Source organism: Cupriavidus sp. Met-2 (assembly GCF_049843575.1).
Taxonomy (GTDB): domain Bacteria; phylum Pseudomonadota; class Gammaproteobacteria; order Burkholderiales; family Burkholderiaceae; genus Cupriavidus; species Cupriavidus metallidurans.
Genome location: NZ_JBBHZL010000003.1, coordinates 74523 through 97807 on the forward strand (window position 1 = coordinate 74523; position 23285 = coordinate 97807).

General features: G+C 65.3%; 18 protein-coding genes and 2 pseudogenes. 17 read left to right on the forward strand and 3 right to left on the reverse strand.

Annotated features, from left to right (window positions below; all coding sequences use genetic code 11):
- Window positions 1–41: 41 nt before the first annotated feature.
- The 15 genes from cheA to WD006_RS08865 all read left to right on the forward strand — a co-directional run bounded on the left by cheA (window position 42) and on the right by WD006_RS08865 (window position 16879).
- On the forward strand, window positions 42–2057 hold the full coding sequence (gene cheA, locus WD006_RS08795) for a chemotaxis protein CheA (protein WP_029306927.1): 2016 nt from the start codon (window positions 42–44) through the stop codon (window positions 2055–2057).
- Window positions 2058–2081: 24 nt separating this feature from the next.
- Window positions 2082–2576 (forward strand): chemotaxis protein CheW, encoded by a 495-nt coding sequence (locus WD006_RS08800; protein WP_008641041.1) that lies wholly within the window; start codon window positions 2082–2084, stop codon window positions 2574–2576.
- Window positions 2577–2639: 63 nt separating this feature from the next.
- On the forward strand, window positions 2640–3551 hold the full coding sequence (locus WD006_RS08805; RefSeq protein WP_029306928.1) for a CheR family methyltransferase: 912 nt from the start codon (window positions 2640–2642) through the stop codon (window positions 3549–3551).
- Window positions 3548–4210, forward strand: coding sequence for a chemoreceptor glutamine deamidase CheD (gene cheD / locus WD006_RS08810; protein WP_011518213.1), 663 nt, complete (start codon window positions 3548–3550; stop codon window positions 4208–4210). The genes WD006_RS08805 and cheD overlap by 4 nt, the downstream gene beginning before the upstream one ends.
- Window positions 4211–4277: 67 nt before the next feature.
- Window positions 4278–5351, forward strand: a complete 1074-nt coding sequence (locus WD006_RS08815) for a protein-glutamate methylesterase/protein-glutamine glutaminase (RefSeq protein ID WP_011518214.1) — start codon at window positions 4278–4280, stop codon at window positions 5349–5351.
- 72 nt (window positions 5352–5423) lie between these two features.
- On the forward strand, window positions 5424–5810 hold the full coding sequence (gene cheY, locus WD006_RS08820) for a chemotaxis response regulator CheY (protein ID WP_008641058.1): 387 nt from the start codon (window positions 5424–5426) through the stop codon (window positions 5808–5810).
- Window positions 5811–5822: 12 nt separating this feature from the next.
- Complete coding sequence (gene cheZ, locus WD006_RS08825) at window positions 5823–6458, forward strand: protein phosphatase CheZ (RefSeq protein WP_011518216.1); 636 nt, start codon at window positions 5823–5825, stop codon at window positions 6456–6458.
- Between the two features lie 129 nt (window positions 6459–6587).
- The gene (locus WD006_RS08830; RefSeq protein WP_035832296.1) at window positions 6588–7934 is read left to right on the forward strand and encodes a M20/M25/M40 family metallo-hydrolase; all 1347 of its coding nucleotides are present in this window, start codon (window positions 6588–6590) and stop codon (window positions 7932–7934) included.
- Window positions 7935–8049: 115 nt separating this feature from the next.
- Complete coding sequence (locus WD006_RS08835) at window positions 8050–8790, forward strand: YceH family protein (RefSeq protein WP_375198934.1); 741 nt, start codon at window positions 8050–8052, stop codon at window positions 8788–8790.
- Between the two features lie 277 nt (window positions 8791–9067).
- Complete coding sequence (gene flhB, locus WD006_RS08840; RefSeq protein ID WP_029306932.1) at window positions 9068–10210, forward strand: flagellar biosynthesis protein FlhB; 1143 nt, start codon at window positions 9068–9070, stop codon at window positions 10208–10210.
- Complete coding sequence (gene flhA, locus WD006_RS08845; protein ID WP_011518220.1) at window positions 10207–12294, forward strand: flagellar biosynthesis protein FlhA; 2088 nt, start codon at window positions 10207–10209, stop codon at window positions 12292–12294. The genes flhB and flhA overlap by 4 nt, the downstream gene beginning before the upstream one ends.
- 9 nt (window positions 12295–12303) lie before the next feature.
- Window positions 12304–14781, forward strand: coding sequence for a flagellar biosynthesis protein FlhF (gene flhF / locus WD006_RS08850; RefSeq protein WP_029306933.1), 2478 nt, complete (start codon window positions 12304–12306; stop codon window positions 14779–14781).
- A 12-nt stretch (window positions 14782–14793) separates the two neighbouring features.
- Window positions 14794–15609: a MinD/ParA family ATP-binding protein gene (locus WD006_RS08855; protein WP_029306934.1), complete on the forward strand. Its 816-nt coding sequence runs from the start codon at window positions 14794–14796 to the stop codon at window positions 15607–15609.
- Window positions 15610–15716: 107 nt separating this feature from the next.
- Entirely contained in the window at window positions 15717–16433 is a 717-nt protein-coding gene (locus WD006_RS08860) for an RNA polymerase sigma factor FliA (protein WP_008641079.1), read from the forward strand.
- Window positions 16433–16879 (forward strand): flagellar protein FlhE, encoded by a 447-nt coding sequence (locus tag WD006_RS08865; RefSeq protein ID WP_029306935.1) that lies wholly within the window; start codon window positions 16433–16435, stop codon window positions 16877–16879. The genes WD006_RS08860 and WD006_RS08865 overlap by 1 nt, the downstream gene beginning before the upstream one ends.
- A 185-nt stretch (window positions 16880–17064) precedes the next feature.
- On the opposite strand, the pseudogene WD006_RS08870 reads toward WD006_RS08865, so the two are convergent.
- From WD006_RS08870 to WD006_RS08880, 3 genes and pseudogenes are all read right to left on the reverse strand, one after another.
- A pseudogene (locus WD006_RS08870) lies at window positions 17065–18157 on the reverse strand (porin).
- A gap of 69 nt (window positions 18158–18226) precedes the next feature.
- Window positions 18227–19246 (reverse strand): annotated as a pseudogene (locus tag WD006_RS08875) (amidohydrolase family protein); the annotation flags it as partial.
- Window positions 19243–20391 carry a 4-oxalomesaconate tautomerase gene (locus WD006_RS08880; RefSeq protein WP_029306936.1) on the reverse strand — a complete coding sequence of 383 codons (1149 nt, stop codon included), beginning with the start codon at window positions 20389–20391 and terminating at the stop codon, window positions 19243–19245. The pseudogene WD006_RS08875 and the gene WD006_RS08880, both read right to left, overlap by 4 nt.
- A gap of 171 nt (window positions 20392–20562) precedes the next feature.
- Between WD006_RS08880 and WD006_RS08885 the strand changes: the two genes are divergently transcribed.
- Together WD006_RS08885 and WD006_RS08890 are read left to right on the forward strand one after the other, a co-directional pair.
- Window positions 20563–21783: a LysR family transcriptional regulator gene (locus WD006_RS08885; protein ID WP_011518227.1), complete on the forward strand. Its 1221-nt coding sequence runs from the start codon at window positions 20563–20565 to the stop codon at window positions 21781–21783.
- A gap of 169 nt (window positions 21784–21952) precedes the next feature.
- Window positions 21953–23278, forward strand: coding sequence for an MFS transporter (locus WD006_RS08890; protein ID WP_029306937.1), 1326 nt, complete (start codon window positions 21953–21955; stop codon window positions 23276–23278).
- Window positions 23279–23285 lie beyond the last annotated feature (7 nt).

Here is a 23285-nt window from a genome sequence, read left to right on the forward strand (position 1 = left end):
GCGGCGCATCTTCCAGGGCAATCTAGCGAGTCAGGACGACCATGTCTGTCGATATCGATATCACGCAGTTCTACCAGACCTTCTTCGAGGAGGCGGAGGAACTGCTCGTACAAATGGAGCAGCTGCTGCTCGAGGTGGATATCGAATCCCCCGATGCGGAAGCGCTCAACGCGATCTTCCGTGCCGCGCATTCGATCAAGGGCGGCGCCGCGACGTTCGGCTTCACGGCGCTGACCGAAACCACGCACATCTTCGAGAATCTGCTGGACCGCACGCGTCGGAGGGAACTAGCTCTCTCGCGCGTCATCATCGACACCTTTCTGGAAACCAAGGACGTGTTGCACGATCAGCTCAACGCCTACCGTAACGGCACCGAACCCGATCCGGAAACGCTGGCGCGCATTTGCGCCGTGCTGCAGCAACTGGCCCAGGAAGCCAGCGGCGAGGCGGCACCCGCGCCTGCCGCCACACCGGCGCCAGTGGCTGCATCCGCGCCCGCTGCCGCACCGGCTGGCGGCAATCTCAAGGTGAGCCTGATCAAGGTATCGGCCGCCGACCAGGCCCTGCTGCGCGAGGAGCTTGCCAACCTGGGCGAGATCACCGGTCAACAGGAATCGGACGGCGACCTGATCATCTGGCTGAACAGCCAGTGCAGCCCCGACGACATCATCGCGGTCTGCTGCTTTGTGATCGACGAGAAGCAGATCGCCGTGGAAACGGTAACGCCAGGTGAGGCACTGGCGGCTCCTGTCGCTGCGCCGACGCCCGCGCCCGTAGCCGCGCCGGCAGCCGTCGCGCCTGTCGCGCCCGCCGCCGCACCGGTGGCTGCCAAGGAGAAAGAAAAGGCCAAGCCCGCTGCCGCGCACAGTCCGGATGCCGGTTCGATCCGCGTGCCGACCGAGAAGGTCGACCAGATCATCAACCTCGTGGGCGAACTGGTCATCACGCAGTCGATGCTGGCGCAGACCGCGTCGTCGCTGGACCCCGTGCTGTTCGACCGCCTGTTCTCCGGCATGGGCCAGCTCGAGCGCAACGCGCGCGATCTGCAGGAAGCGGTGATGTCCATCCGCATGATGCCGATGGACTACGTGTTTTCGCGCTTCCCGCGTCTGGTGCGCGACATGATGGGCAAGCTCGGCAAGCAGATCGATCTGGTCACGTTCGGCAAGGCAACGGAACTGGACAAGGGCCTGATCGAGCGGATCATCGATCCGCTGACCCATCTGGTACGAAACAGTCTCGATCACGGCATCGAAACACCAGAGAAGCGTATCGCCGCCGGCAAGGAGCCGACCGGACAACTGATCCTCTCCGCGCAGCACGCGGGTGGCAACATCGTCATCGAGGTGAGCGATGACGGCGCCGGCCTGAACCGCGAGCGCATCCTGGCCAAGGCGATGCAGAACGGCCTGCCGGTCTCCGAGAGCATGCCCGACGACGAAGTCTGGCAGCTCATCTTCGCGCCGGGCTTCTCCACGGCCGAAGTCATTACCGATGTCTCCGGCCGGGGCGTTGGCATGGACGTGGTCAAGCGGAACATCCAGGAGATGGGCGGCCACGTGGAAATCAGCTCGCGCGCCGGGCTGGGCACCACCACCCGCATCGTGCTGCCGCTGACGCTGGCGATTCTGGACGGCATGTCGGTACGCACTGGCGAAGAAACCTTCATCCTGCCGCTGAACTGCGTGATGGAGTCCCTGCAGCCGTTGGCCGACGACGTGCACACCGCCGCCAACGGCGAGCGGGTGATGAACGTGCGCGGCGAATACCTGCCGCTGCTGGAACTGCACAAGGTCTTCAACGTGGCCAACGCGGTGCAGGAGCCCACGCAGGGTATCGCCGTGATCCTGGCGGCCGAAGGCAAGCGCTTCGCGCTGCTGGTGGACCAGTTGATCGGGCAGCACCAGGTGGTGCTCAAGAACCTCGAGACCAACTATCGCAAGGTGCCGTGCATTTCCGCCGCCACCATCCTCGGTGACGGCAGCGTGGCCCTGATCGTGGACGTCGGCGCGCTGCAGCGCACCGGTGTGCGCCGCCAGGCCCCGATGGCCGCGTAGTAATCGACAGCAAGGAGAACGGACATGGCCGGCATCGGACATATCGATACCCAGGGCAGCGAAGCCTCGGGTCAGGAGTACCTGGTCTTCACGCTGGGGACGGAAGAATATGGCATCGACATCCTCAAGGTGCAGGAGATCCGCAGCTACGAGACGGTGACGCGCATCGCCAACGCGCCAGACTTTCTCAAGGGCGTGACCAACCTGCGCGGCGTGATCGTGCCGATCGTCGACCTGCGCCTGAAGTTCAAGCTCGGCAACGTGCGCTATGACCACCAGACCGTGGTGATCATCCTGAACGTGGCCGGCCGCGTGGTTGGCATCGTCGTCGACGGCGTATCGGACGTGCTGACGCTCACTGGCGATGACATCAAGCCCGCGCCGGAGTTCGGCGTGTCGGTCTCCAACGAACATCTGACCGGGCTGGGTTCGGTGGAAGGCCGGATGCTGATCCTGATCGACATCGAACGCATGATGACCAGCCCAGAGATGGAATTGATCGAGGCCGAGCTCGCCTGATGCTTGCCGGCACGTCCGGCAGCCCGCATCGCCGACTCCCCGGTACCTTGAAGGACATACACCATGACGCCGCTCCGTTCTTCCTCCAGCGCCATCAGGAAGCCAGGCGCGGCTATGACGCCGGGTGCGCCCGTGCTGGCGCCATTGCGCGATGAGATGCGCGACTTTCTGCTGACCGAGCGTGACTTCGAGAAGATCCGCGCGCTGATTCACAAGCGCGCGGGCATCTCGCTTGGCAGCCATAAGCGAGAGATGGTCTACAGCCGGTTGGCCCGGCGGCTGCGCACACTGCAGCTTGCGGACTTCAGCACCTATCTCGCGCAACTCGAAGCCGACGAGCGTTCGTCGGAGTGGGAGTACTTCACCAACGCGCTGACAACGAACCTGACGTCGTTCTTTCGCGAGGCCCATCACTTTCCGCTGCTGGCCGAGCACGCCAAGAAGATCGGGCGACCCTACAGCGTCTGGTGCGCCGCGGCGTCGACCGGCGAGGAGCCGTACTCGATCGCCATCACGCTGGCGGAAGCGCTGGGCGAACGCGCGGGCACGGTGCTGGCCACGGACATCGACACCCAGGTGCTGGCCAAGGCGCGCAGCGGCATCTACACCGCCGAGCAGGTTTCGCGGCTGTCGCAGGAACGGCTCAAGCGTTTCTTCCTGAAGGGCACCGGCGCGCGGGCCGGGTCGGTCAAGGTCAAGCCGGAGCTTGCCGCGACGGTCACCTTCGAGCCGCTGAACCTGCTGGCGCCGGATTGGGGCTTGCGCGAGAAATTCGACGCGATCTTCTGCCGCAACGTGATGATCTACTTCGACAAGCCGACCCAGGGCCAGATTCTCGAACGGTTTGCACCGCTGCTCAAGCCGAACGGCCTGCTGTTCGCGGGGCACTCGGAGAATTTCTCGTACGTCACCCGCTCATTCCAGTTGCGCGGGCAGACCGTATACGAGCTGACGAACAAGAGCGGAGCTGCATGATGCGTGGCACGCCCCAGATGCCGGAGGCCATCGCCACCCGGAAGTATTTCGACCGCGAATTCGACCGGCAGGCCATCAAGCTGTTGCCCAACGAGTACTACGTGACGGCCGAGGACGTCGTACTCACGACCGTCCTGGGATCGTGCGTGTCCGCGTGCATTCGCGACGAAGTGGCCGGCGTCGGCGGCATGAACCATTTCATGCTGCCCGACGACGAGAACGCCGGCGCCGACCGGATGCTCTCTACGTCGATGCGCTACGGCTGCTACGCGCTCGAAGTGCTTATCAATGAACTGCTGAAGATGGGCGCGCGTCGTGAACGGCTGGAGGCCAAAGTATTTGGCGGTGGCGCGGTGCTGGCCAACATGACGACCCTAAATATCGGGGATCGGAATGCCGATTTCGTACTGAAGTACCTGCGCACGGAAGAAGTGCGCGTGGCCGCGCAGGATCTGCGCGGACCGCACGCGCGACGTGTCAGCTACTTTCCACGTACCGGCCTTGCACTGGTCCGCCGGCTGACGCGCCAGGACGATACCGTAGGCATCGAACGCGAGGAACGTGCCCTGGCACGCGCGCTGTCCACGTCGACGAAGGCACCCGCGCGAGGCGCCGTGGAACTGTTCACGCGACAGACCACGGCCAGGATCCCGACCTGATGTCGGGCGCGCGGGACGTACAAGACGCGTCATACACGAAATACACGCAAGAGACGTAGAGACCAACATGACTGCCGCGAAGATCAAGGTGCTGTGCGTGGACGATTCCGCGCTGATACGCAGCCTGATGTCGGAAATCATCAACAGCCAGCCGGACATGGAGGTGGTGGGTACCGCCCCGGATCCGCTGGTGGCGCGCGACCTGATCAAGCGCGTCAATCCGGACGTGCTGACGCTGGACGTAGAAATGCCGCGTATGGACGGCCTGGATTTTCTTGAGCGCCTGATGCGCCTGCGGCCGATGCCGGTGCTCATGGTGTCGTCGCTGACCGAGCGTGGGTCCGAGATCACGATGCGCGCGCTGGAACTTGGCGCCGTGGACTTCGTGACCAAGCCGAAGCTCGGTATCCGCGAAGGCCTGCTGGACTACACGCAGACGATCGCGGACAAGATCCGCGCCGCATCGCGCGCCCGCGTGCGTGCGCGTGCGGAGCAGAGCGCTGGCGCGGCGCCCGTCGCGCCGATGCTGCGCGCGCCGCTGTTGTCGACGGAAAAGCTGATCATCGTCGGGGCCTCCACGGGGGGCACCGAGGCGATCAAGGATTTCCTGACGCCGCTACCGCCCGATTCCCCAGCGGTCATGATCGTCCAGCACATGCCGGCAGGTTTCACGAAGTCGTTCGCGCACCGCCTGAACGGCCTGTGCCGCATCACGGTCAAGGAAGCCGAGCATGGCGAGCGTGTGCTGCCGGGCTATGCGTACATCGCGCCCGGCGATTCGCACCTGCTGCTGGCGCGTAGCGGTGCGAACTACGTGGCGCACCTGTCTCAGGAAGCGCCGGTCAATCGGCACCGACCGTCCGTGGATGTGCTGTTCGATTCCGCCGCGATTCACGGTGGCAAGAACGTCACTGGCGTGATCCTGACCGGCATGGGCAAGGACGGCGCGCGCGGCATGTTGCGCATGCGCGAGGCAGGCGCCTACAACCTGGCGCAGGACGAGCAATCCTGCATCGTGTTTGGTATGCCGAAGGAAGCCATCGCGGCCGGCGGTGTGCATGAAGTGGTGCCCCTGCACCAGATGAGCCAGCGCGTCATGGCGCACCTGGCTACGTTTGGCGCGCGGGCGCAGCGCGTATAGCGCGCGAGAGGTCAGATAAGCAGCAATCATCCGGATGGCATGGCCATCCGCAACCGTTTTGGAGCCGTAACAGTGGACAAGAACATCAAGATTCTCGTGGTCGACGACTTCCCGACCATGCGCCGGATCATCCGTAACCTGCTCAAGGAGCTTGGCTTCACCAACGTGGACGAAGCCGAGGACGGCGCGGCCGGCCTGGAGAAGGTCAAGGATGGCAGCTTCCAGTTCGTGGTTTCGGACTGGAACATGCCGAACATGGACGGCCTGACCATGTTGCAGACGATCCGTGCAACGCCCGAGATCGCCAAGACGCCGGTGCTGATGGTGACGGCCGAAGCCAAGAAGGAGAACATCATCGCCGCCGCGCAGGCAGGCGCCAATGGCTACGTGGTCAAGCCGTTTACCGCCGCCACGCTCGACGAGAAGATCACCAAGATCTTCGAGAAAATGGGTCAATAAGAGGGACGCGACATGTCGACGACTCCGACTTTCAGCAATGAAGCGGCCGAGCAGATCATCCATCGCATCGGCAACCTGACCCGGATGCTGCGCGACAACATGCGGGAGCTGGGGCTCGACAAGGAAATCGAGCGTGCCGCCCAGGCCATTCCCGACGCGCGCGACCGTCTGAGCTACATCGCCGCCATGACCGAGCAGGCTGCCGAGCGTTCGCTCACGGCCGTGGAACTGGCGCAGCCGCTGCAGGAAGAACTCGAGGCCAAGGCCACCGCGCTGGACAAGCGCTGGGGCGAGTGGTTCGAGCAACCCGTGGAGTTGGGCGATGCCCGCGCGCTGGTGCTCGACACGCGCGAGTTCCTGACCGAGGTTCCGGAGAAGACCAAGGCCACCGGCAGCCATCTGCTCGAGATCATGATGGCCCAGGACTTTCAGGACCTGACGGGCCAGGTGATCAAGAAGATGATGGACATGATCCGCACGCTGGAGCAGGAACTGCTGCAGGTGCTGATCGACAACGTGCCGGCCGATCGGCGCGTGGAAGCGCCCCCTTCACTGATCAACGGTCCGCAGATCAACCCCGAAGGCAAGGCCGATGTGGTGTCGGACCAGTCGCAGGTGGACGATCTGCTGGCGAGCCTCGGCTTCTGAGGTTGTTTGTAGATAGTAGATAGGCTACCGCTCACCCGCATCGCGGGAGAGCGGCGCTTCAGCGTACCTTCGCATTCACTGGCACAATCGCAGCAAACACGGTTTCCCCCCTGCCAGAGGATTGCCCCCATGCCTGCTCGCTGTACCGTTGTTGCCCTCGCATCCGTCGCGCTTGTCGGAATTGCCCACGCGCAGACGCTGCCCCTCCCACAGGTCTCCCCAGCGGTAGACACTGCCTACACCAAACTCGAAGCATCCCCGGCCTACAAGAAGCTGATGACGGACGTCCGCGCCGATGACGCGCGCGCGCTGACCGAGCTGAAGACCATGACCGAGATTCCCGCGCCGCCCTTCAAGGAGCGCTCGCGCGCCGAGTACTTCGTCTCGCGGCTCAAGGCGCTTGGCCTGGCCGATGCCCACATTGATGCCGAAGGCAATGCGATCGGGATCCGCAAGGGCGTTGGCAATGGCCCGAAATTGTTGATATCCGCCCACCTCGATACGGTCTTCCCCGAAGGCACCGACGTCACCGTCAAGGCGCGCGACGGCAAGCTTTACGCCCCCGGTATTGGCGACGACACGCGCGGACTAGCCGTGCTGTTGTCGTGGTTGAAGGTGCTCAACGACAACAATGTGCGGACGGCTGGCGATCTGGTCTTCGTGGGCAACGTCGGCGAGGAAGAGCTTGGCAACCTGCGCGGCATGAAGGCGGTGTTCCGCGAGCATCCCGACATCGACGGCATGGTCGGCATCGAACCTGGCACCGGCGATCGCGTGCTGACGCAAGGCACCGGCAGCCATCGCTACGAAGTGACCTTCCGCGGTCCCGGCGGCCACAGCTTTGGCGCGTTTGGCCTGCCCAGCGCTATCCACGCCATGGGGCGCGCCATCAGCAAGATCAGCGATGTGCGCACGCCATCCGATCCCAAGACCACGTTCACGGTCGGCACGGTTTCTGGCGGCACGTCGGTCAATGCGATCGCGGGCGATGCGCGCATGGCGGTCGATATCCGTTCGAACGGCACGCCGGCCCTGCTGGAAACCGAAAAGCACATCATGGATGCGATTGCAGCCGGGGTTGCGGACGAGAATCGTCGTTGGGCGCCAGCCAAGAGTCAGGAAATCACGTTCCAGACAAAGCTGATCGGCGATCGCCCGGCCGGGCAGACGCCGACCGACTCGGTGATCGTGCAATCGGCTGTCCGCGTGATTCGCGCCAACGGCAAGGAGGCGCCAACCCTGCGGGGCGGCAGCACCGACGCCAACGTCCCGATGGCGCTGGGCATTCCGGCCATTATCATCGGCAGCGGCGGCAAATCGGGTGGCGCACACTCGCGTGACGAGTGGTTTGACCCCACCAATGCCTGGGAAGGCGCGCAGTGGGGCCTGACCACTGTGCTGGGTCTGGTCGGCGTGGACGGTGTGGAAGCGCCGCTGCTGGCACGGCGCCGGGGCAATCCGCCGATCACACGGTAAGGGGCTACGGGGGGCCACGGGGGGCGGCGCGGGCTCCGCCATCTCCAGGCGAGGTTGCGCCAGCCGCCCGCTTGCGCTTCAATGGTCGCCTTGCCGACCGATGCCGTAGCCCGAAATGACCGAAACCCCCGAAATCCCCGACACTCCTGACACCCCCATGGCAACCGGGGCTTCGTCCCGCCCGCCACTGCGTGCGCTGACGCCGCTTGAGGGCCGCGTGGTGGCGGTGCTGCTTGAAAAGCAGTTCACTGTTCCCGATACCTATCCGTTGTCGCTCAACGCGCTGGCCGCAGGCTGCAACCAGAAGACCGCGCGATCGCCGGTGATGAGCGTCGGCGAGGACGAGATCCTGACCGCCATCGATGGCCTCAAATCGCTGAGCCTCGTGTTCGAAGGCAGCAGCAGCCGGGTGCCCCGCTTCGAGCAAAACCTTGCGCGCGTGCTTGGCGTGCCAAGCCAGTCCGCGGCGCTGCTGTCCACGCTGCTGTTGCGTGGGCCGCAGACGGCGGCGGAACTGCGCCTGAACACGGCGCGGCTGCATGCATTTGCCGATATCTCGTCGGTCGAGGCGTTCCTGGACGAGCTGGCCGAACGCGATCCCGCCCTGGTCGTGAAGCTGCCCCGTGGCCCGGGGGAGCGTGAACACCGCTGGACGCACCTGCTATGCGGCGAAGTCAGTCTGGCCGAAGCGCCGGGCCTTCGCACGAGCGCGAGCATCGAGATCGCGCCGTCGGAGCTGGAGGCGCTCCGGATCAGCCATCGCGAGCTGGAAGACAAGGTGGCGCGCCTGCAAGCGCTGGTCGAGGAGATGGCCGAACAGCTGGGCATCTCCATCGATCCGGATCGCCTGTCCTGAGCCCGCGCGCCCTGCGATGCGGCGGCGCCTGACGCGGCATCGCGCTGCATCGTAAAGGCGACATCATGCCGCCGGATGCCAGCCGGACAGTGCGCGATCCCGGCATTTTCGGGCGTTCCCCCTAAAGATCGGCACCCAGGGGACCGTTAACGCCGCTGCCCCTCCATTCCTGAAACAGGGACCTGTTTCCCCGCCTTTTCCTCCCAATGCTTCCCGCCCGGGGATTTGATAATCCTCGGTGACGAAGTGCCGTCCGCGCTTCGCGCCTGGAGCGTCCATGTCCGAGGAAAGCGATCTCGAGAAAACCGAACCCGCCACAGCCCGGCGCCTTGAAAAGGCGCGTGAAGAGGGGCAGGTGGTGCGTTCGCGCGAGCTCGGCACGTTCGCGATGCTGATGACCGGCGTGATCGGTCTTTGGACCACGGGCGGCGTGCTGGGCCGCAAGCTCGATGCCGTAATGCATGCCGGCCTCGCGTTCGAGCCGGCCACGGCCTTCGACACGAATCGCATGTTGTCCCAGTTTGCCGCCATTGTCTGGGACGCCCTGCTGGCATTCCTGCCGCTTCTGCTGATGTTCGGCGTCGCGGCACTGGTGACGCCGCTGGCTCTGGGCGGCTGGATGTTCTCGACCAAGTCGTTTTCGCCCGATTTCTCGCGCATGTCGCCGATCTCCGGCCTCGGCCGGTTGTTCTCGGCGCATTCGCTGGTGGAACTGGCCAAGGCCATCGCCAAGTCGTTGCTGGTGGGGGGCGTGGGTGCCTGGATGATCTGGCGCAAGCTGCCGGAGGCGATCGCGCTGATGGACGCGCCGATCCAGGAGGCACTGCTGCACATGATGGAACTGGTGCTGTATGTCAGCGGTGTGGTGGCGGGATCGCTGATCCTGGTGGCCGCGCTGGACGTGCCCTGGCAGCTCTATACGTTCCACAAGAAGCTCCGCATGACCAAGGAAGAGATCAAGCAGGAGATGAAGGAAACCGATGGCGATCCGCACATCAAGGCGCGTATCCGCCAGCAGCAGCGTGCCATTGCGCGCCGCCGCATGATGGCCGAAGTGCCCAAGGCCGACGTGGTGGTGACCAACCCCACGCACTACGCCGTGGCGCTGCGCTACGAGGAAGGCCGCATGGGCGCGCCGCGCGTGGTGGCAAAGGGCGCCGATGAAGTGGCCGCGCGGATTCGCGAACTGGCCGCGGAACACCGCGTGCCGATGCTGTCGGCGCCGCCGCTGGCACGTGCGCTGCATCGCCACGTCGAGCTGGGTCACGAGATCCCGGCCGGTCTGTACACCGCCGTGGCCGAGGTCCTGGCCTGGGTCTATCAACTGAAGAACTGGCACTACAGCTACGGTCCACAGCCCAATGGGCCCGCGGATCTGGTGGTGCCGGATGAACTTGCCGTACCGGAAAGCCGCGCATGAACGCACTGACGAACATCCTCAACATGCCGGGCCTGCGCTCTGGTGCCCAGATGAAGGCGCTCGCGGGGCCGGTGCTGATCATCATGATCCTCGGCATGATGATCCTGCCGTTGCCCGCGTTTGTGCTGGACCTGCTGTTCACGTTCAACATTGCGCTGTCGATCATGGTGCTGCTGGTCGGCATGTACACGCAGCGTCCGCTCGACTTCGCGGCGTTCCCGGCGGTCCTGCTGTTCTCCACGCTGCTGCGCCTGTCGCTGAACGTTGCCTCCACGCGCGTGGTGCTGCTGGAAGGGCATACCGGCCCGGACGCCGCCGGCAAGGTGATCGAAGCCTTCGGCCACTTCCTGGTGGGCGGCAACTTCGCGGTCGGTATCGTGGTGTTCGCGATCCTCGTGGTGATCAACTTCATGGTGATCACCAAGGGCGCGGGCCGTATCGCCGAGGTGGGCGCGCGCTTCATGCTGGACGCGATGCCGGGCAAGCAGATGGCGATCGACGCGGACCTGAACGCCGGCCTGATCAATGAAGAGGGCGCGCGCAAGCGTCGTGCCGAGGTGGCGCAGGAGTCCGATTTCTACGGCGCGATGGATGGTGCGTCGAAGTTCGTGCGTGGCGATGCCATCGCGGGCCTGCTGGTCATGTTCATCAACGTCGTGGCCGGCATGGTCGTGGGCATGGTGCAGCACGACCTGGACTTTGGCACGGCGGTGCATAACTACACGCTGCTGACGATTGGCGACGGCCTCGTGGCGCAGATTCCGGCACTGGTGATCTCCACGGCCGCCGGTGTCATCGTCTCGCGGGTGTCGAACGAGCAGGACGTCGGCCAGCAACTGACCGGCCAGCTCTTCTCGAATCCGCGCGTGTTGTTCATCACGGCCGCCATTATCGGCATGATGGGCATCATCCCGGGAATGCCGCATTTTGCGTTCTTGCTGCTGGCTGCCGGGCTGATCTGGCTTGGTCGGCACATGATGCGCCGCGAGGCCACGGCAGAAGAAACGAAGTCGAACGAGGCGCGCGCGCCTGCCGCGCCGGCCGAGGCCGCCGAAGCGTCGTGGGAAGACGTCACGATGGTTGATCCGCTTGGCATGGAGGTGGGCTATCGCCTGATCACGCTGGTGGACCGCGCCCAGAACGGCGAGTTGCTGGGCCGCATCAAGAGCATCCGCAAGAAGATCGCGCAGGACATCGGCTTTCTGGTGCCGGTGGTCCATATCCGCGACAACCTGGAACTGAAGCCGACCGCCTATCGCATCACGCTCAAGGGCGTAGAGGTCGGCAGTGGCGAAGCCAACCCGGGCCAGTGGATGGCGATCAACCCAGGCCAGGTCACCGGCACGCTGCCCGGCGCGGCCACGCGCGACCCGGCCTTTGGGCTGCCGGCCGTGTGGATCGACGCCGCCCTCAAGGAGCAGGCGCAGGCGTATGGCTACACCGTGGTCGACGCCAGCACCGTGGTGGCCACCCACCTGAACCACCTGATCCAGATGCACGCATCCGAGCTGCTGGGTCGCCAGGAAGTGCAGTCGCTGCTGGACCGCATCGCCAAGGAATCGCCCAAGCTTACCGAGGACCTGGTGCCGAAGACGATCACGCTGACTGGCCTGCAGAAGGTGCTGCAGAGCCTGCTGGACGAAGGTGTGGCGATCCGCGACATGCGCACGATTCTCGATGTCATCGCCGAACACGCGCCGAAGGTCAGCGATCCGGCCGAGTTGACCACGCTCGTGCGCGTGGCGCTGGGCCGCGCGATCACGCAGCAGCTTTTCCCCAACAACGCCGACCTGCAGGTCATCGGCCTCGACGCCGGCCTGGAGCGCGTGCTGTCGCAGGCGCTGGCCAATGGCGGCGGCATTGAGCCGGGCCTGGCCGATGCGGTGCTGCAGCAGGCGCAGGGCGCGGTGGTGCGCCAGGAGCAACTGGGTCTCGATCCGGTCCTGCTGGTGCCGTCGCCGCTGCGGCCGCTGATGGCGCGCTTCCTGCGCCGCACCCTGCCGCAGTTGAAAGTGCTGTCGCATGCCGAAGTACCGGACAACCGCAATATCCGCATCACCGCCATGATCGGCGGCGCAGCGTAAGGACTGAACATGAGCGTGGCAAAGTTTGTGGCGGCCAACGGCCGTGAAGCGATGCGCAAGGTGCGCGAGGCGATGGGCCCGGATGCCGTGGTGCTGTCGAACCGGACCATCGATGGTGGCGTGGAGATCGTCGCCATGCGCGACACCGATCTCGGCGCGGTGAACGCCAATGCGCAGCCTTATGTGTCGCCCACGCCGGCCGCATCCCAGATTCTTGAGACCGCCCTGGCGCAGATCGGCCCGATTGCCATCGCGGCGGCCAATGCCGTCGACGGGCAGGCTACCCGGACCGACGACGGTGCCATTGGCGATCTGCGTGGCGAGCTTGCGTCGATGCGTTCGATGCTCGAGCGCCAGTTTGCTGGCCTGTCCAGCGGCGCCGGCAATGTGGCCGTGGGCGATCCGCTGCGCGAGTCGCTGTTCGAGTGGATGGTGAACGCGGGCTTCTCTGGCCAGTTGTCACGTACGTTGATCTCCCGTCTGCCAGTGGGTACCGATCGTCCGGCCGCCATGTCGTGGATTCGGCAGGAAATCGCGAAGAAGGTGCCTGTGCTGTCCAACGAGGACGCACTGTTCGATCAGGGCGGCGTGCTGGCGCTGATCGGACCCACCGGCGTGGGCAAGACCACCACCACGGCCAAGCTGGCCGCGCGCTACGTGCTGCGCCACGGCGCCGATCGCCTGGCCTTGCTGACGACCGACCGCTTCCGGATCGGCGCGCACGAGCAGCTTCGCATCTACGGCGACATTCTGGGCGTGCCCGTGCATGCGGTGAAAGACGCCGCTGACCTGCGTTTCGCGCTATCGGCGATGAAGGACAAGCATCTGGTCATCATCGACACCGTTGGCATGAGCCAGCGCGATCGCAGCTTGTCCGACCAGATCGCGATGCTGGCTGGCGTGCAGGCGCCGATGCAGCGCGTGCTGCTGCTCAACGGCGCCGCGCATGGCGATACGCTCAATGAAGTCGTGCACGCCTATCGGCACGACGCAGCCGGCGACGCTGGTGGCATCGACGGGTGCATCATCAGCAAGCTCGATGAAGCGACCCATCTGGGCTCGGTGCTCGATGTGGTGATCCGCCATCGCCTGCCGGTTTTCTATGCTTCCACTGGCCAGCGCGTGCCGGAACATCTGGAACTCGCGCAGGCCAGCACACTGGTGGAACGCGCGTTCATGACGCCGCGTCGTGGCTCGCTGTTCAATGACGCCGACATGGCACGCCGCCATGCCGTTGCAGCGGACGCTGCAACGCCGCGCCCGGCCGAGCGCAATGGCGCCGATGACATGCTGCGTTCGTTGACTGACAGCGCTAATGCCGTGGGCACGTGCGTGGAAGAGTTGAACGCCGCGGGCTACGGCTTCGATGTCGCGCGCCAGCTCTGGCAACAGCGCGGCGCCGGTACCGTGGGATTGCGCCAGATGGGCCAGCAGGCACGCATGGCGATGTGCCGCGACGCCAGCCGGGCCTGCGAGCGCTATGTGCTCGCCGTATCGCAGAATTTCACCCAGCCGGTGCAAGGTCGTCGCGCGCCGCAGTTGATGCAATGCATCCTGTGGCTTGCCGATCGGGACGGGATGCCGCTGGCCGGTACCACCGCGCCCGTTGGCCGTACGCGGCAGTCGATGTCAGAAGCGGACGCCGATGCCGAAGCCGAGACCGTGCGCGCCACGCTTTCTGCGGCACGTACCGTCGTCAACCTGAATGCTTCGGTGCCATCGGCCGCCGTGATTGCGCGCTGGCATCAGCTCGGTGAGCGCTGGGTGGCGGGTACGCGTAAAACCGCGCGCGTGATCACTGGTGGCGCCGCCAGCAAGCTCGATGCGATCGCCGACACGCTGACGTTTCATGCGATTGGCGACACGACCTGGCGCGACCGCGACGCTGTGCACTGGGTTGGTCACTGTACCGTGCGGATTCCGGAAGGGACGGTTCGTGCGGTTGGACGCGCTCGCGATAACACGGCCGAGGCCGGCACCGAAGCGTGCCTCGTTGTCTCCCGCATGGCGGATCGTGATACCGGCGAAACGCTGGCGGTCGAGTACGTGCTGTGCGACGTGGCGCTGACCGATGACGCCGCGCAGGTCGCTCGCTGGATGCAATGGGCGAACGCCGCGGACGAGCAGTTCCGCACGCTGCGTCATGCCGCCGAACACTTCGCGCAGGACGGCGATGCGTCGGACAGTCAGGGGACCAGCATGGTGTCGCTCCAGCTCGGGCTGACCACGCTGCGCCTGCAGCACACCCCCACCGCAACCGCACCGGCGTTCCTGTCACGCCTGGCCGGCCGTGCCGCGACGCGTGCGAATGTGCCGGTGCCAGGCTCCGTGCTCAACGAGGGCATGGGTCGCCTGCTGGCGCTACTGGATGTGCTGGAGAACTATCCCGGACGTGCCGCCTCGCCTGCGCTCGTCGGTGATATCACTGCCGACGTGGCAATGCAGGCGACAGTCGGACTGCCGCAGTTGGCAGTCGCGGGGGAATAAGCCTTGAACGTCATGGGTTCCGATCAGGCAGAAAGCCTGCGCCGTCTGCTGGCGCCGCGCGTCACCCGGCGCATCGCGGTGGTTGCCGCCGATGCGGGGGCGGGCGCCACCACGGTGACACTGGGTCTGGCCAATGCGTTGGCCATGCAGGGCGAACGCGTGCTGCTCGTCGACGAGGATCGCCATGGCGTGCGTGCCACGCGTCTGTCGGGCGCCGCGCCTGTGGCAACGCTCGCCGATGTGCTGGCCAGCCGAGTGTCTGCGGCCGCCGCGATTGGCACGCGTCCCGCCAGTGGCATCGCGGTACTGCCGGCAGGTGACATCCCAGTCGATGCCGGGAACATGGACCGCGCGCTATCCGATCTGATTCCCGACATGCGGTCGGTGCTGATCGACGCGCGCACGGATGCGACCGGCGCGCTGTCGCCTCTGGCGGCAACCGCCCACAACGTGGTGATTGTCATGCGCCCGGAGGTAACGTCGATTACCGCGGCCTACGCGCGCATCAAGCGTCTGCATCACGAGTACGCATGCCGCCGCTTCCATCTGGTCGTCAATATGGCGGCCACCGAAGCGACCGTTGCCGCGCTGGCGCGCAATCTTGCACGTACCGCGAGCCAGTACCTCGGCGTCGAGGCTGGTCTGACCGGATACCTGCCGATCGACCCGCTGGTGGCCCGCGCATTCCAGCTTAGCCGTTGCGTGGTGGAGGCATATCCCGCAGCGGCATCCACCAGCGCGCTGCGCCACATCGCCAGCGGTATCGGCGCATGGCCGTTGCGACACGATACAACGCCCCAGGGAGCGGCTGTGGCCGTTCCCGCATGAAGCCAGAACAAGAAGTCGACAAGACCGGACACCGAGCCAGACAGTCAGCCGCGGCCATGCTTGCGCGGCGCTGGCACCGATAGAAAGCATTTACCGAGAGTTCCACCATGTACACGATTCAGGGAAAGCTCGAACAGGCAGACGTGGTCAAGTCGCACGCGCCGCTGGTGCGACGCATCGCGTTGCAGCTGGCGGCGAAGCTTCCGGCCAGCGTGCAGATCGACGACCTGATCCAGGCCGGCATGATCGGCCTGCTCGACGCCGCCAAGCGCTACGAGGACAACCATGGCGCGCGATTCGAGACCTATGCGAGCCAGCGCATTCGCGGCGCTATGCTCGACGAGGTGCGCGCCAACGATTGGCAATCGCGCAGTCTGCGCCAGTTCACACGCAAGATCGAACGCACGCAGCGCCAGCTCGAGCAGAAACTCGGCCGGAGCCCCATCGACTCCGAAGTGGCGAAAGAACTCGAAATGGGGCTGGAGGAGTATCAGGAACTGCTCAACGAAGTCCATGGCTGCCAGTTGCTGCACTATGAGGACTTCGAACGTTCCGGGGAAGAAGACTTCCTGGATCGGCACCTTGGGGTGACCGACGAAGCGAATCCGCTCACGGTGCTGATGGAATCGGGAATGCGTGACGCGCTGATCCGCGCCATCGAGAAGCTGCCCGAGCGCGAGAAGCTGGTGCTCTCGCTTTGCTACGACCAGGAGTTGAACCTGCGTGAGATCGGGGCCGTGCTGGAAGTGACCGAATCGCGCGTCTGCCAGATCCGTAGCCAGGCCATTACGCGGCTGCGCAACCAGCTTCGCGGCATGTTGTGATGCGTCATCTTCTGGCATTCGCGTTGTGTCTTTGTCTGGCCCCCACATGGGTCGACGCGCAGACATACGTGCGCGCCACCTACGAGCTCAGTGGGTCGCGTTATGCCTGGACCAGCTCCGCGCAGGGACCGCTGATTGCCAGTCGCGGCCAGCGCACGATTTCGTCGCCGGTGCTGCCCCCCGGCACGATGCCTCAGGCAAGTGGCATCGTTACATCGGTACGCTGGCGCTACAGCTTCGCCAGTACCCCGCCTATCGATCTGGAAGCATACCTGTGTAACGCGCGACGCTGCGTGCTGCTGTCTGGCGCGCAGGGGAAGACCGATGCGTTCGCGGGCGACGATGCGACCGGCGGGTTCGTGTTTGCCTACCGGGTTGCTGGCCGTGGGGGGCTGTCTCCCACCCTGCAAGGCCGCAGTAACGAGGTGACGGTGAGCTACCGATAGCGCGCCGGGCCCGGCGCGGCAATGAAACGGCCCGTGGACGGGTTCAATCTGCACCTATCTGCACGTCACTGGCACTACGGGCCGCTCGGCACAGGACTGCAGTCGCAAAAAAAGCCCGCTCCCAGCCAGTCATGACCAGAAGCGGGCAGGTGGAGCCCAGTCTCAAGCCGACGAATGAAGTGCCGTCAGAAGACGTGCTTCATGCCAAGCATTGCGCCGAACTGCGAGCCGCCAGGCGCGGGCGATGCGCCGGTGGAAGCGCTTGTCCACGGACAGCGCCAGCTTGCCGCCGTTGTCGATATAGCCAAGCGTGGTGTAGACGGACGTGCGCTTGGAGAAGGCGTAGCTGGCACGTAACGCGCCCAGCCACGCCTTGTCGGCGCTGTTGTGGTACTTGAGGTAGAACGCCTCGCCGGAGAGCGTCACCGCAGGAGTGATGTCGTAGGCGACACCGGCGTAGAACATGTCGCTGCGCGGCGTGGCGATGGCGCCGTTGCGACGCCCGATCCAGCCGGCGCCGATCTTGGCGCGGTCCACGAGCATGTAGCCACCGAGAGTGGCGCGATCATCCTTGAGCGAACTCGAGGTCAGGCCGCCGAAGGCGCCGGGCCCGCCGCGCTGCGAGTCATAGGCGCCCAGGATGCCCCACCAGTTGGTTTCATACCCGAGCATGGCCGACCATTCGCGGCAGGCGGTCTTGTCGGCGGGGTTCTCGCCGCCGCAGTTGGTGCCGGAGGGGCTGGGACCAGCGTTGACGGTGTCGCGCCCGAAGCTGTAGGTAGCGCCAATGGTGAAGCCGCCGAATTTGCCCTTGTAGGCGATGGCGTTGTCGGCCCGCGCGTTGGGCAGGTAGTTGTCGAGCGAGCTGGAACCGTAGGCGTTAGGGCCGAGAATGTCGGAGTCGAGCGTGGCCCAGAACAGCATGGTGTACTGGCGGCCGAGGCTGACCTGGCCCCAGTTGCCGGAGAGGCCGACCCATGCCTGGCGGCCGAAGAGGCGACCGCCCTGGTTGGAGACGCCGCTGTCGGGGGCGAATCCGGATTCGAGCACGAAGTTAGCCTTCATGCCGCTGCCGAGGTCCTCGGTGCCGCGCAGGCCCCAGCGGGAGGGTACGGTGCCGCTGAGGTTGGCCATCTTGACGACGGAGTTGCTGGCGGTGCCGACGTGGTTGAGGTACTCGATGCCGGTGTCGATGACGCCGTAGAGCGTCACGGATTGGGCGTTGGCGATGGCGGGCAGGCCGAGCGCGGCCGCCAGCGCCAGGTGGCGCAGTTTCATCTTCTTCTCCTCCGTTAGATATTTTTCTGGAACAACGTTGATGCCTGGCTTCGATGGCGCTGCCTGGCGGCCACGTGCCTTGAGTCGCGCGTCAAGTCGGCTGTAAACGCGCCGCGCGTTGCCTTCGTAAATCTGGTGACGTTCCTCGTCAGAGAGCGCGGCCTGATCGATGTAGCGCCGCGTATCGTCGTAGTAGTGGCCGGTCTCGGGGTCGATGCCACGTACCGCGCCGATCATCTCCGAGGCGAACAGCACGTTCTTGACCGGTATCACGCGCGTCAGCAGGTCGATGCCAGGCTGGTGATAGACGCATGTATCGAAGAAGACGTTATTGAGCAGGTGTTCGCCAAGCGGCGGCAGCTTCATCTCCTGCGCCAACCCACGGAACCGGCCCCAGTGGTAGGGCACCGCGCCGCCACCGTGCGGAATCACGAACTTCAGCGTCGGAAAGCGCTGAAACAGGTCGCTGGTCAGCACCTGCATGAATGCGGTGGTGTCGGCGTTCAGGTAGTGCGCGCCAGTGGTGTGGAAGCACGCGTTGCAGCTCGTGCTGACGTGAATCATGGCCGGCACGTCGAGTTCGACGAGCTTCTCGTAGATCGGATACCAGTACGGATCGAATAGCGGTGGCGATGTCCAGTGTCCGCCAGACGGATCTGGATTCAGGTTCACGCCGACAAAGCCATACTCGAGCACGCAACGTTCGAGTTCGTCGATACAGCTCTTGGTATCGACACCCGGCGATTGCGGCAGCATGGCGGCGCCGACGAACTGGTCGGGGAACAGCTCGCTGACACGGTGGCAGAGCGTGTTGCAGATGGCGGCCCACGTGGCGCTGGTTTCGAAGCTGCCGATGTGGTGCGCCATGAACGACGCGCGCGGCGAGAAGATCGTCAGGTCCATCCCACGCTCGCGCATCAGGCGAAGCTGATTGCTGGCGATGGCGTCACGCAGTTCGTCATCACTGATGCGCAGTTCACTGACGGAAGGCGCGAGCGCAGGGATGTTCAGGCTGGCGATCTGGCGTTGGCGCCAGTCTTCCAGGGCCTTGGGGGCGGTGGTGAAGTGCCCGTGGCAATCGATGATCATGGGAGTTCGTCAGACAGAGGCCATGCGCTGGTCGGCACCAGTACCTCGCCGCGCATGATGGGACGCGCGGTGCGGATCAGCGCGCTACGTACGATCGATCCCGGCTTGGCAGGATCGGTTTCCAGTTCAACGGTGAACTCGCCGGTCGGGTGCTCGACGCTGATGGCGTGGAGCGGCCCGACGCTGGTGACTGCGATGCCGCTTGCCACGGTGCCTGGCAACACGCAGGCAGTGCCCACCGTGATGGCGGCCAGCACGCCGATCGCATCGTGGCAGACGCGCGGGATGAAGCAACGCGTGGCGATGCTGCCGCCCTGGCGTGGCCGGGCCAGCAGGCACATCTTCGGATAGCTCTTGTCGGAGACGTCGCCAAGCCCCATGAGTTCGCCGGCGACGAGCCGCGCGGCTTCGATGCGTTGCTTGAGTTCGTGATCGGCATTGAGCGCGGCCACGCTTTCGTAGCCGGTGCGGTCGAGATCCTCCGCGCGCATCAGCACCATCGGCATGCCGTTGTCGATCAAGGTGGCGGCGATCAAGCGTGAGCCGCCACGCACCGGATCGTTGATCGTCAAGACGTCGATGGCGTTGCCGGTGGGCAGCATTGCATGGCAGACGGAGCCAGCGGTGTCGAGAAAATCGATCACGATCGGGGCCGCGGTGCCGGGAACGCCGTCGATGCGCGCGTTGCCCGCGAACCGTGGCACGCCGCCGGGCGTCTGGATCGTGATGTCGCAGAGCATCCCGGTGTTGCGCGTCAGCACACGTGCCCGGGTGATGTCGCCCTGCGGCGCAATCAGTCCGCGTTCGATCGCGAAGGGAAGCACCGCCGCCAGCATGTTGCCGCAGTTCGGGGTGGTATCGACGGTGTCGGCGTTCGGCTGTAGTTGCGCGAATGTGAAGTCCAGGTCGGCATGACCCGGCGTGCCGCGCGACACAATGCAGGCCTTGCTGGTCAGTGGATGGGCTCCGCCGAGGCCGTCGATCTGGCGCGGGTCCGGGCTGCCCATCGCCGCCAGCAGCACGCGATCGCGTGCTGGCACGTCTTCCGGCAGATCGCTCGCGAGAAAAAACGGTCCGCGTGACGTGCCGCCGCGCATCAGCGTGCAAGGAATCGCGCGGAGATCGGAGGCGAGGCAGGGCGTCATGGCGGGTGCGTAGTCGGACCCGATCAGGGGTCCGATCGGTGGTCCATCAGGTTGTCCATCGGGTGGCCGAAGTATCGGCGTACCGTGGAATCCCTTGGTTGCCATGTCGCGGGACAGTTGTTCTAATCTGCTTATCGACAGCACAAATACAACATCGGGTCGGACGACGCCATGGAGACCATCAGCCTGCATCACCTTCACGTTTTTGCCGGTGTCGCCGCTGCCGGAGGGGTACGGCGATCCTCTGAGTCGCTGCATCGGGCGTCGTCTGCGATTGCCCGCTCGGTGGCCGCGCTCGAGGAGACGCTCGGGGTGGTGTTGTTCGAGCGCAAGGGCAGGGGGATGCTGCTGACACGTGCCGGCGAGATCGTGCTTGAGCGCGCGCGGCATATCGAAGGCGCCTTGCGCGAGGTGCGGGAGGAAGCGGTACGGATGCGGGCGCAATCGGGCGCCGCCGTCGCTAGTATCGACGCGCTGCACAACGAACGGCGGCTCGAAGTGGCGGCGATGCTGGCCGAGGTGCATCACATGCCCAGCGTGGCGGCGTCGATCGGCGTGTCGCAGCCGGCGGTCAGTCAGGCAATCGCCCGGCTGGAGGATGCATTGGGCCAGCCCATCTTCGCGCGCACGGCGCGGGGCATGGTGCCCACCGACGCAGGCAGCCGCTGGGTGGTTCGCTTCGAGCGCGTGCTGGCAGAACTGCGCAATATCCGCGCCGATATCGCCGCGCTGAAGGGGGTGCTGGAAGGTGTGGTGACGGTTGGCGCGCTGCCGCTGGGCCGCACGCTGCTGTTGCCGATGGCGATTGCCGACGTGCACCGGCGCCATCCGCATCTGCGTTTCCGGACGCTCGAAAGCCCGTATGAGGAACTGACCGCGGGCCTGCTGGCCGGGCGGATCGATTTCATTCTTGGCGCGGTACGTCCGCTGGCCTCGCAAGGGCTTGCCACCGAGAGGCTTTTCCAGGACCGGATCTCGCTGATCGTTCGCGCCGCGCATCCGCTGGCGGCCAGAAAGCGCGTGACGCTGGCCGATCTCGAACCGTATCCGTGGGTGCTGTCTCGCGCCGCATCGCCGTCGCGCCAGGCCCTGGACGGCGTGTTTGCGTCACGTGGCCTGCCGTTGCCACAGCCGCTGGTTGAAACCGGAGACCTCGCGCTGGTGCGCGGCATGTTGCTGCAGGGGGACATGGTGACCGCCTTGTCCGCCCATCAGCTTCGCCATGAGATCGACGCGGGCTGGCTGCGCGAACTGGGGCTCCCGCTGCCCGACACGGCGCGCAGCATCGGCATCACCACTCGCGTGGGCGCGCGTCTCTCGCCCGGCGCCGATGCGCTGATCGCCGCGCTGCGGCACGCCAGCGGGTCAATGGAACAGGCCGTCGATAAGTAGATGGCAACGCAGCCCGCGCCACAAAGCAATACTGCTATCCCCTGCTGAACGTAGACTGCCGTTGCCGTGCATGGGGGATGCGCGGCCGGCCGCTTCCGCGGCGATTAGCCATGTCGATAACTAGAATCCGCTGACTCCCGCACGGCGGATCACGCCAGGAGACGGCAACATGACAACGCAACGGCTCGACATTCGGGCCCATATCAACGAACGCAAGATGTCCGGCTACCAGTGGCTGCTGCTGGTGCTGTGTTTCCTGATCGTCGCCACGGACGGGATGGATGTGGCCATCATGGGCTTCCTCGCGCCGGACATCACACGCGAATGGGGCATCTCGAAGGCCGCCTTTGGCGTGGTGATGAGCGCCGCGCCGATTGGCCTGGCTATCGGCGCGCTGGTGGTCGGGCCGCTGTCCGACCGCTTCGGCCGCAAGAAATTGCTGGTCGGTTCCATCGCGCTGTTCGGCGTATTCAATCTGCTGAGCGCATTTGCCGATGGCACGGCAACCTTGTCGCTGCTGCGCTTCCTGACCGGCCTTGGTCTGGGCGCGGCCATGCCGAGCACGACCACGTTGCTCTCCGAGTATGTGCCGGAACGTTCGCGCAGCATGTTGCTGGCGACGATGTTCACGGGCTTCAACCTCGGCTCCGCATTGGTGGGCTTCGGTGCCGCCGCGCTTCTGCCGCATCATGGCTGGCGCGCGGTGCTGATTGCCGGTGGCGCGATTCCGCTGATCTGCCTGCCGTTCTACATCATGCTGATTCCAGAATCGGCGCGCTTCATGGTGGTCCGCAATGTCGCGCCGGCGCGAATCGCCCGCACGCTGCGCCGCGTGATCGGCAGCGTGGTGGCCGATGACACCGTGTTCACGATCAGCGAGCCGCCGGTTTCCGGCAAGCAACCCGTGCGCACCCTGTTGTCGTCGGGTTATCGCGGTATGACGCTGGCGCTGTGGATTACGTACTTCATGGGGCTGCTCGTGATCTACCTGCTGAGCGGCTGGCTGCCCACGCTGATCAAGGACGCCGGCCTGCCGATCGAGCGCGCCGCCAACCTGACGGCACTGTTCCAGCTCGGCGGTACCGTCGGCGCGCTGGTGGTGGGCTACTGCATGGACCGCTTCGCGCCCCATCGCGTGATCGGCGTGTCATATGTGCTGGGTGCGGTGTTCATCCTGATGCTGGCTTCGGGCAGCGTCACGTCGTCGATGTTCGCACTCTACGTGCTGCTGGCCGGCTTCTGCATGAGCGGCGCGCAGACCGGGCTCAACGCTTTCGCGCCGCAGTGCTATCCCACGCCGGTGCGTGCCACTGGCGTAAGCTGGATGCTCGGCATCGGCCGCTTCGGCAGCATCACCGGCTCCATGGCGGGCGGTGTGCTGCTGTCGATGGGCTGGAGTTTCAGCGCGGTGATTGCCATCCTGGCCGTTCCGGCGACCATGGCGGCGATCTCCATTGTTTCCACGAAGGCGCAGCCTCGCGCCGTAACCGCTTGACGTATTG

Excerpts from the sequence above, each read along its gene's own strand:
- WD006_RS08805 (WP_029306928.1), top strand. The coding sequence starts at position 2,640 with ATGACGCCGCTCCGTTCTTCCTCCAGCGCCATCAGGAAGCCAGGCGCG.
- WD006_RS08860 (WP_008641079.1), top strand. The coding sequence starts at position 15,717 with ATGTACACGATTCAGGGAAAGCTCGAACAGGCAGACGTGGTCAAGTCG.
- WD006_RS08855 (WP_029306934.1), top strand. The coding sequence starts at position 14,794 with ATGGGTTCCGATCAGGCAGAAAGCCTGCGCCGTCTGCTGGCGCCGCGC.
- WD006_RS08890 (WP_029306937.1), top strand. The coding sequence starts at position 21,953 with ATGACAACGCAACGGCTCGACATTCGGGCCCATATCAACGAACGCAAG.
- flhA (WP_011518220.1), top strand. The coding sequence starts at position 10,207 with ATGAACGCACTGACGAACATCCTCAACATGCCGGGCCTGCGCTCTGGT.
- cheD (WP_011518213.1), top strand. The coding sequence starts at position 3,548 with ATGATGCGTGGCACGCCCCAGATGCCGGAGGCCATCGCCACCCGGAAG.
- cheA (WP_029306927.1), top strand. The coding sequence starts at position 42 with ATGTCTGTCGATATCGATATCACGCAGTTCTACCAGACCTTCTTCGAG.
- WD006_RS08880 (WP_029306936.1), bottom strand. The coding sequence starts at position 20,391 with ATGACGCCCTGCCTCGCCTCCGATCTCCGCGCGATTCCTTGCACGCTG.
- WD006_RS08885 (WP_011518227.1), top strand. The coding sequence starts at position 20,563 with ATGGAGACCATCAGCCTGCATCACCTTCACGTTTTTGCCGGTGTCGCC.
- cheZ (WP_011518216.1), top strand. The coding sequence starts at position 5,823 with ATGTCGACGACTCCGACTTTCAGCAATGAAGCGGCCGAGCAGATCATC.
- WD006_RS08815 (WP_011518214.1), top strand. The coding sequence starts at position 4,278 with ATGACTGCCGCGAAGATCAAGGTGCTGTGCGTGGACGATTCCGCGCTG.
- flhF (WP_029306933.1), top strand. The coding sequence starts at position 12,304 with ATGAGCGTGGCAAAGTTTGTGGCGGCCAACGGCCGTGAAGCGATGCGC.
- flhB (WP_029306932.1), top strand. The coding sequence starts at position 9,068 with ATGTCCGAGGAAAGCGATCTCGAGAAAACCGAACCCGCCACAGCCCGG.
- WD006_RS08830 (WP_035832296.1), top strand. The coding sequence starts at position 6,588 with ATGCCTGCTCGCTGTACCGTTGTTGCCCTCGCATCCGTCGCGCTTGTC.
- WD006_RS08865 (WP_029306935.1), top strand. The coding sequence starts at position 16,433 with ATGCGTCATCTTCTGGCATTCGCGTTGTGTCTTTGTCTGGCCCCCACA.
- WD006_RS08800 (WP_008641041.1), top strand. The coding sequence starts at position 2,082 with ATGGCCGGCATCGGACATATCGATACCCAGGGCAGCGAAGCCTCGGGT.
- WD006_RS08835 (WP_375198934.1), top strand. The coding sequence starts at position 8,050 with ATGACCGAAACCCCCGAAATCCCCGACACTCCTGACACCCCCATGGCA.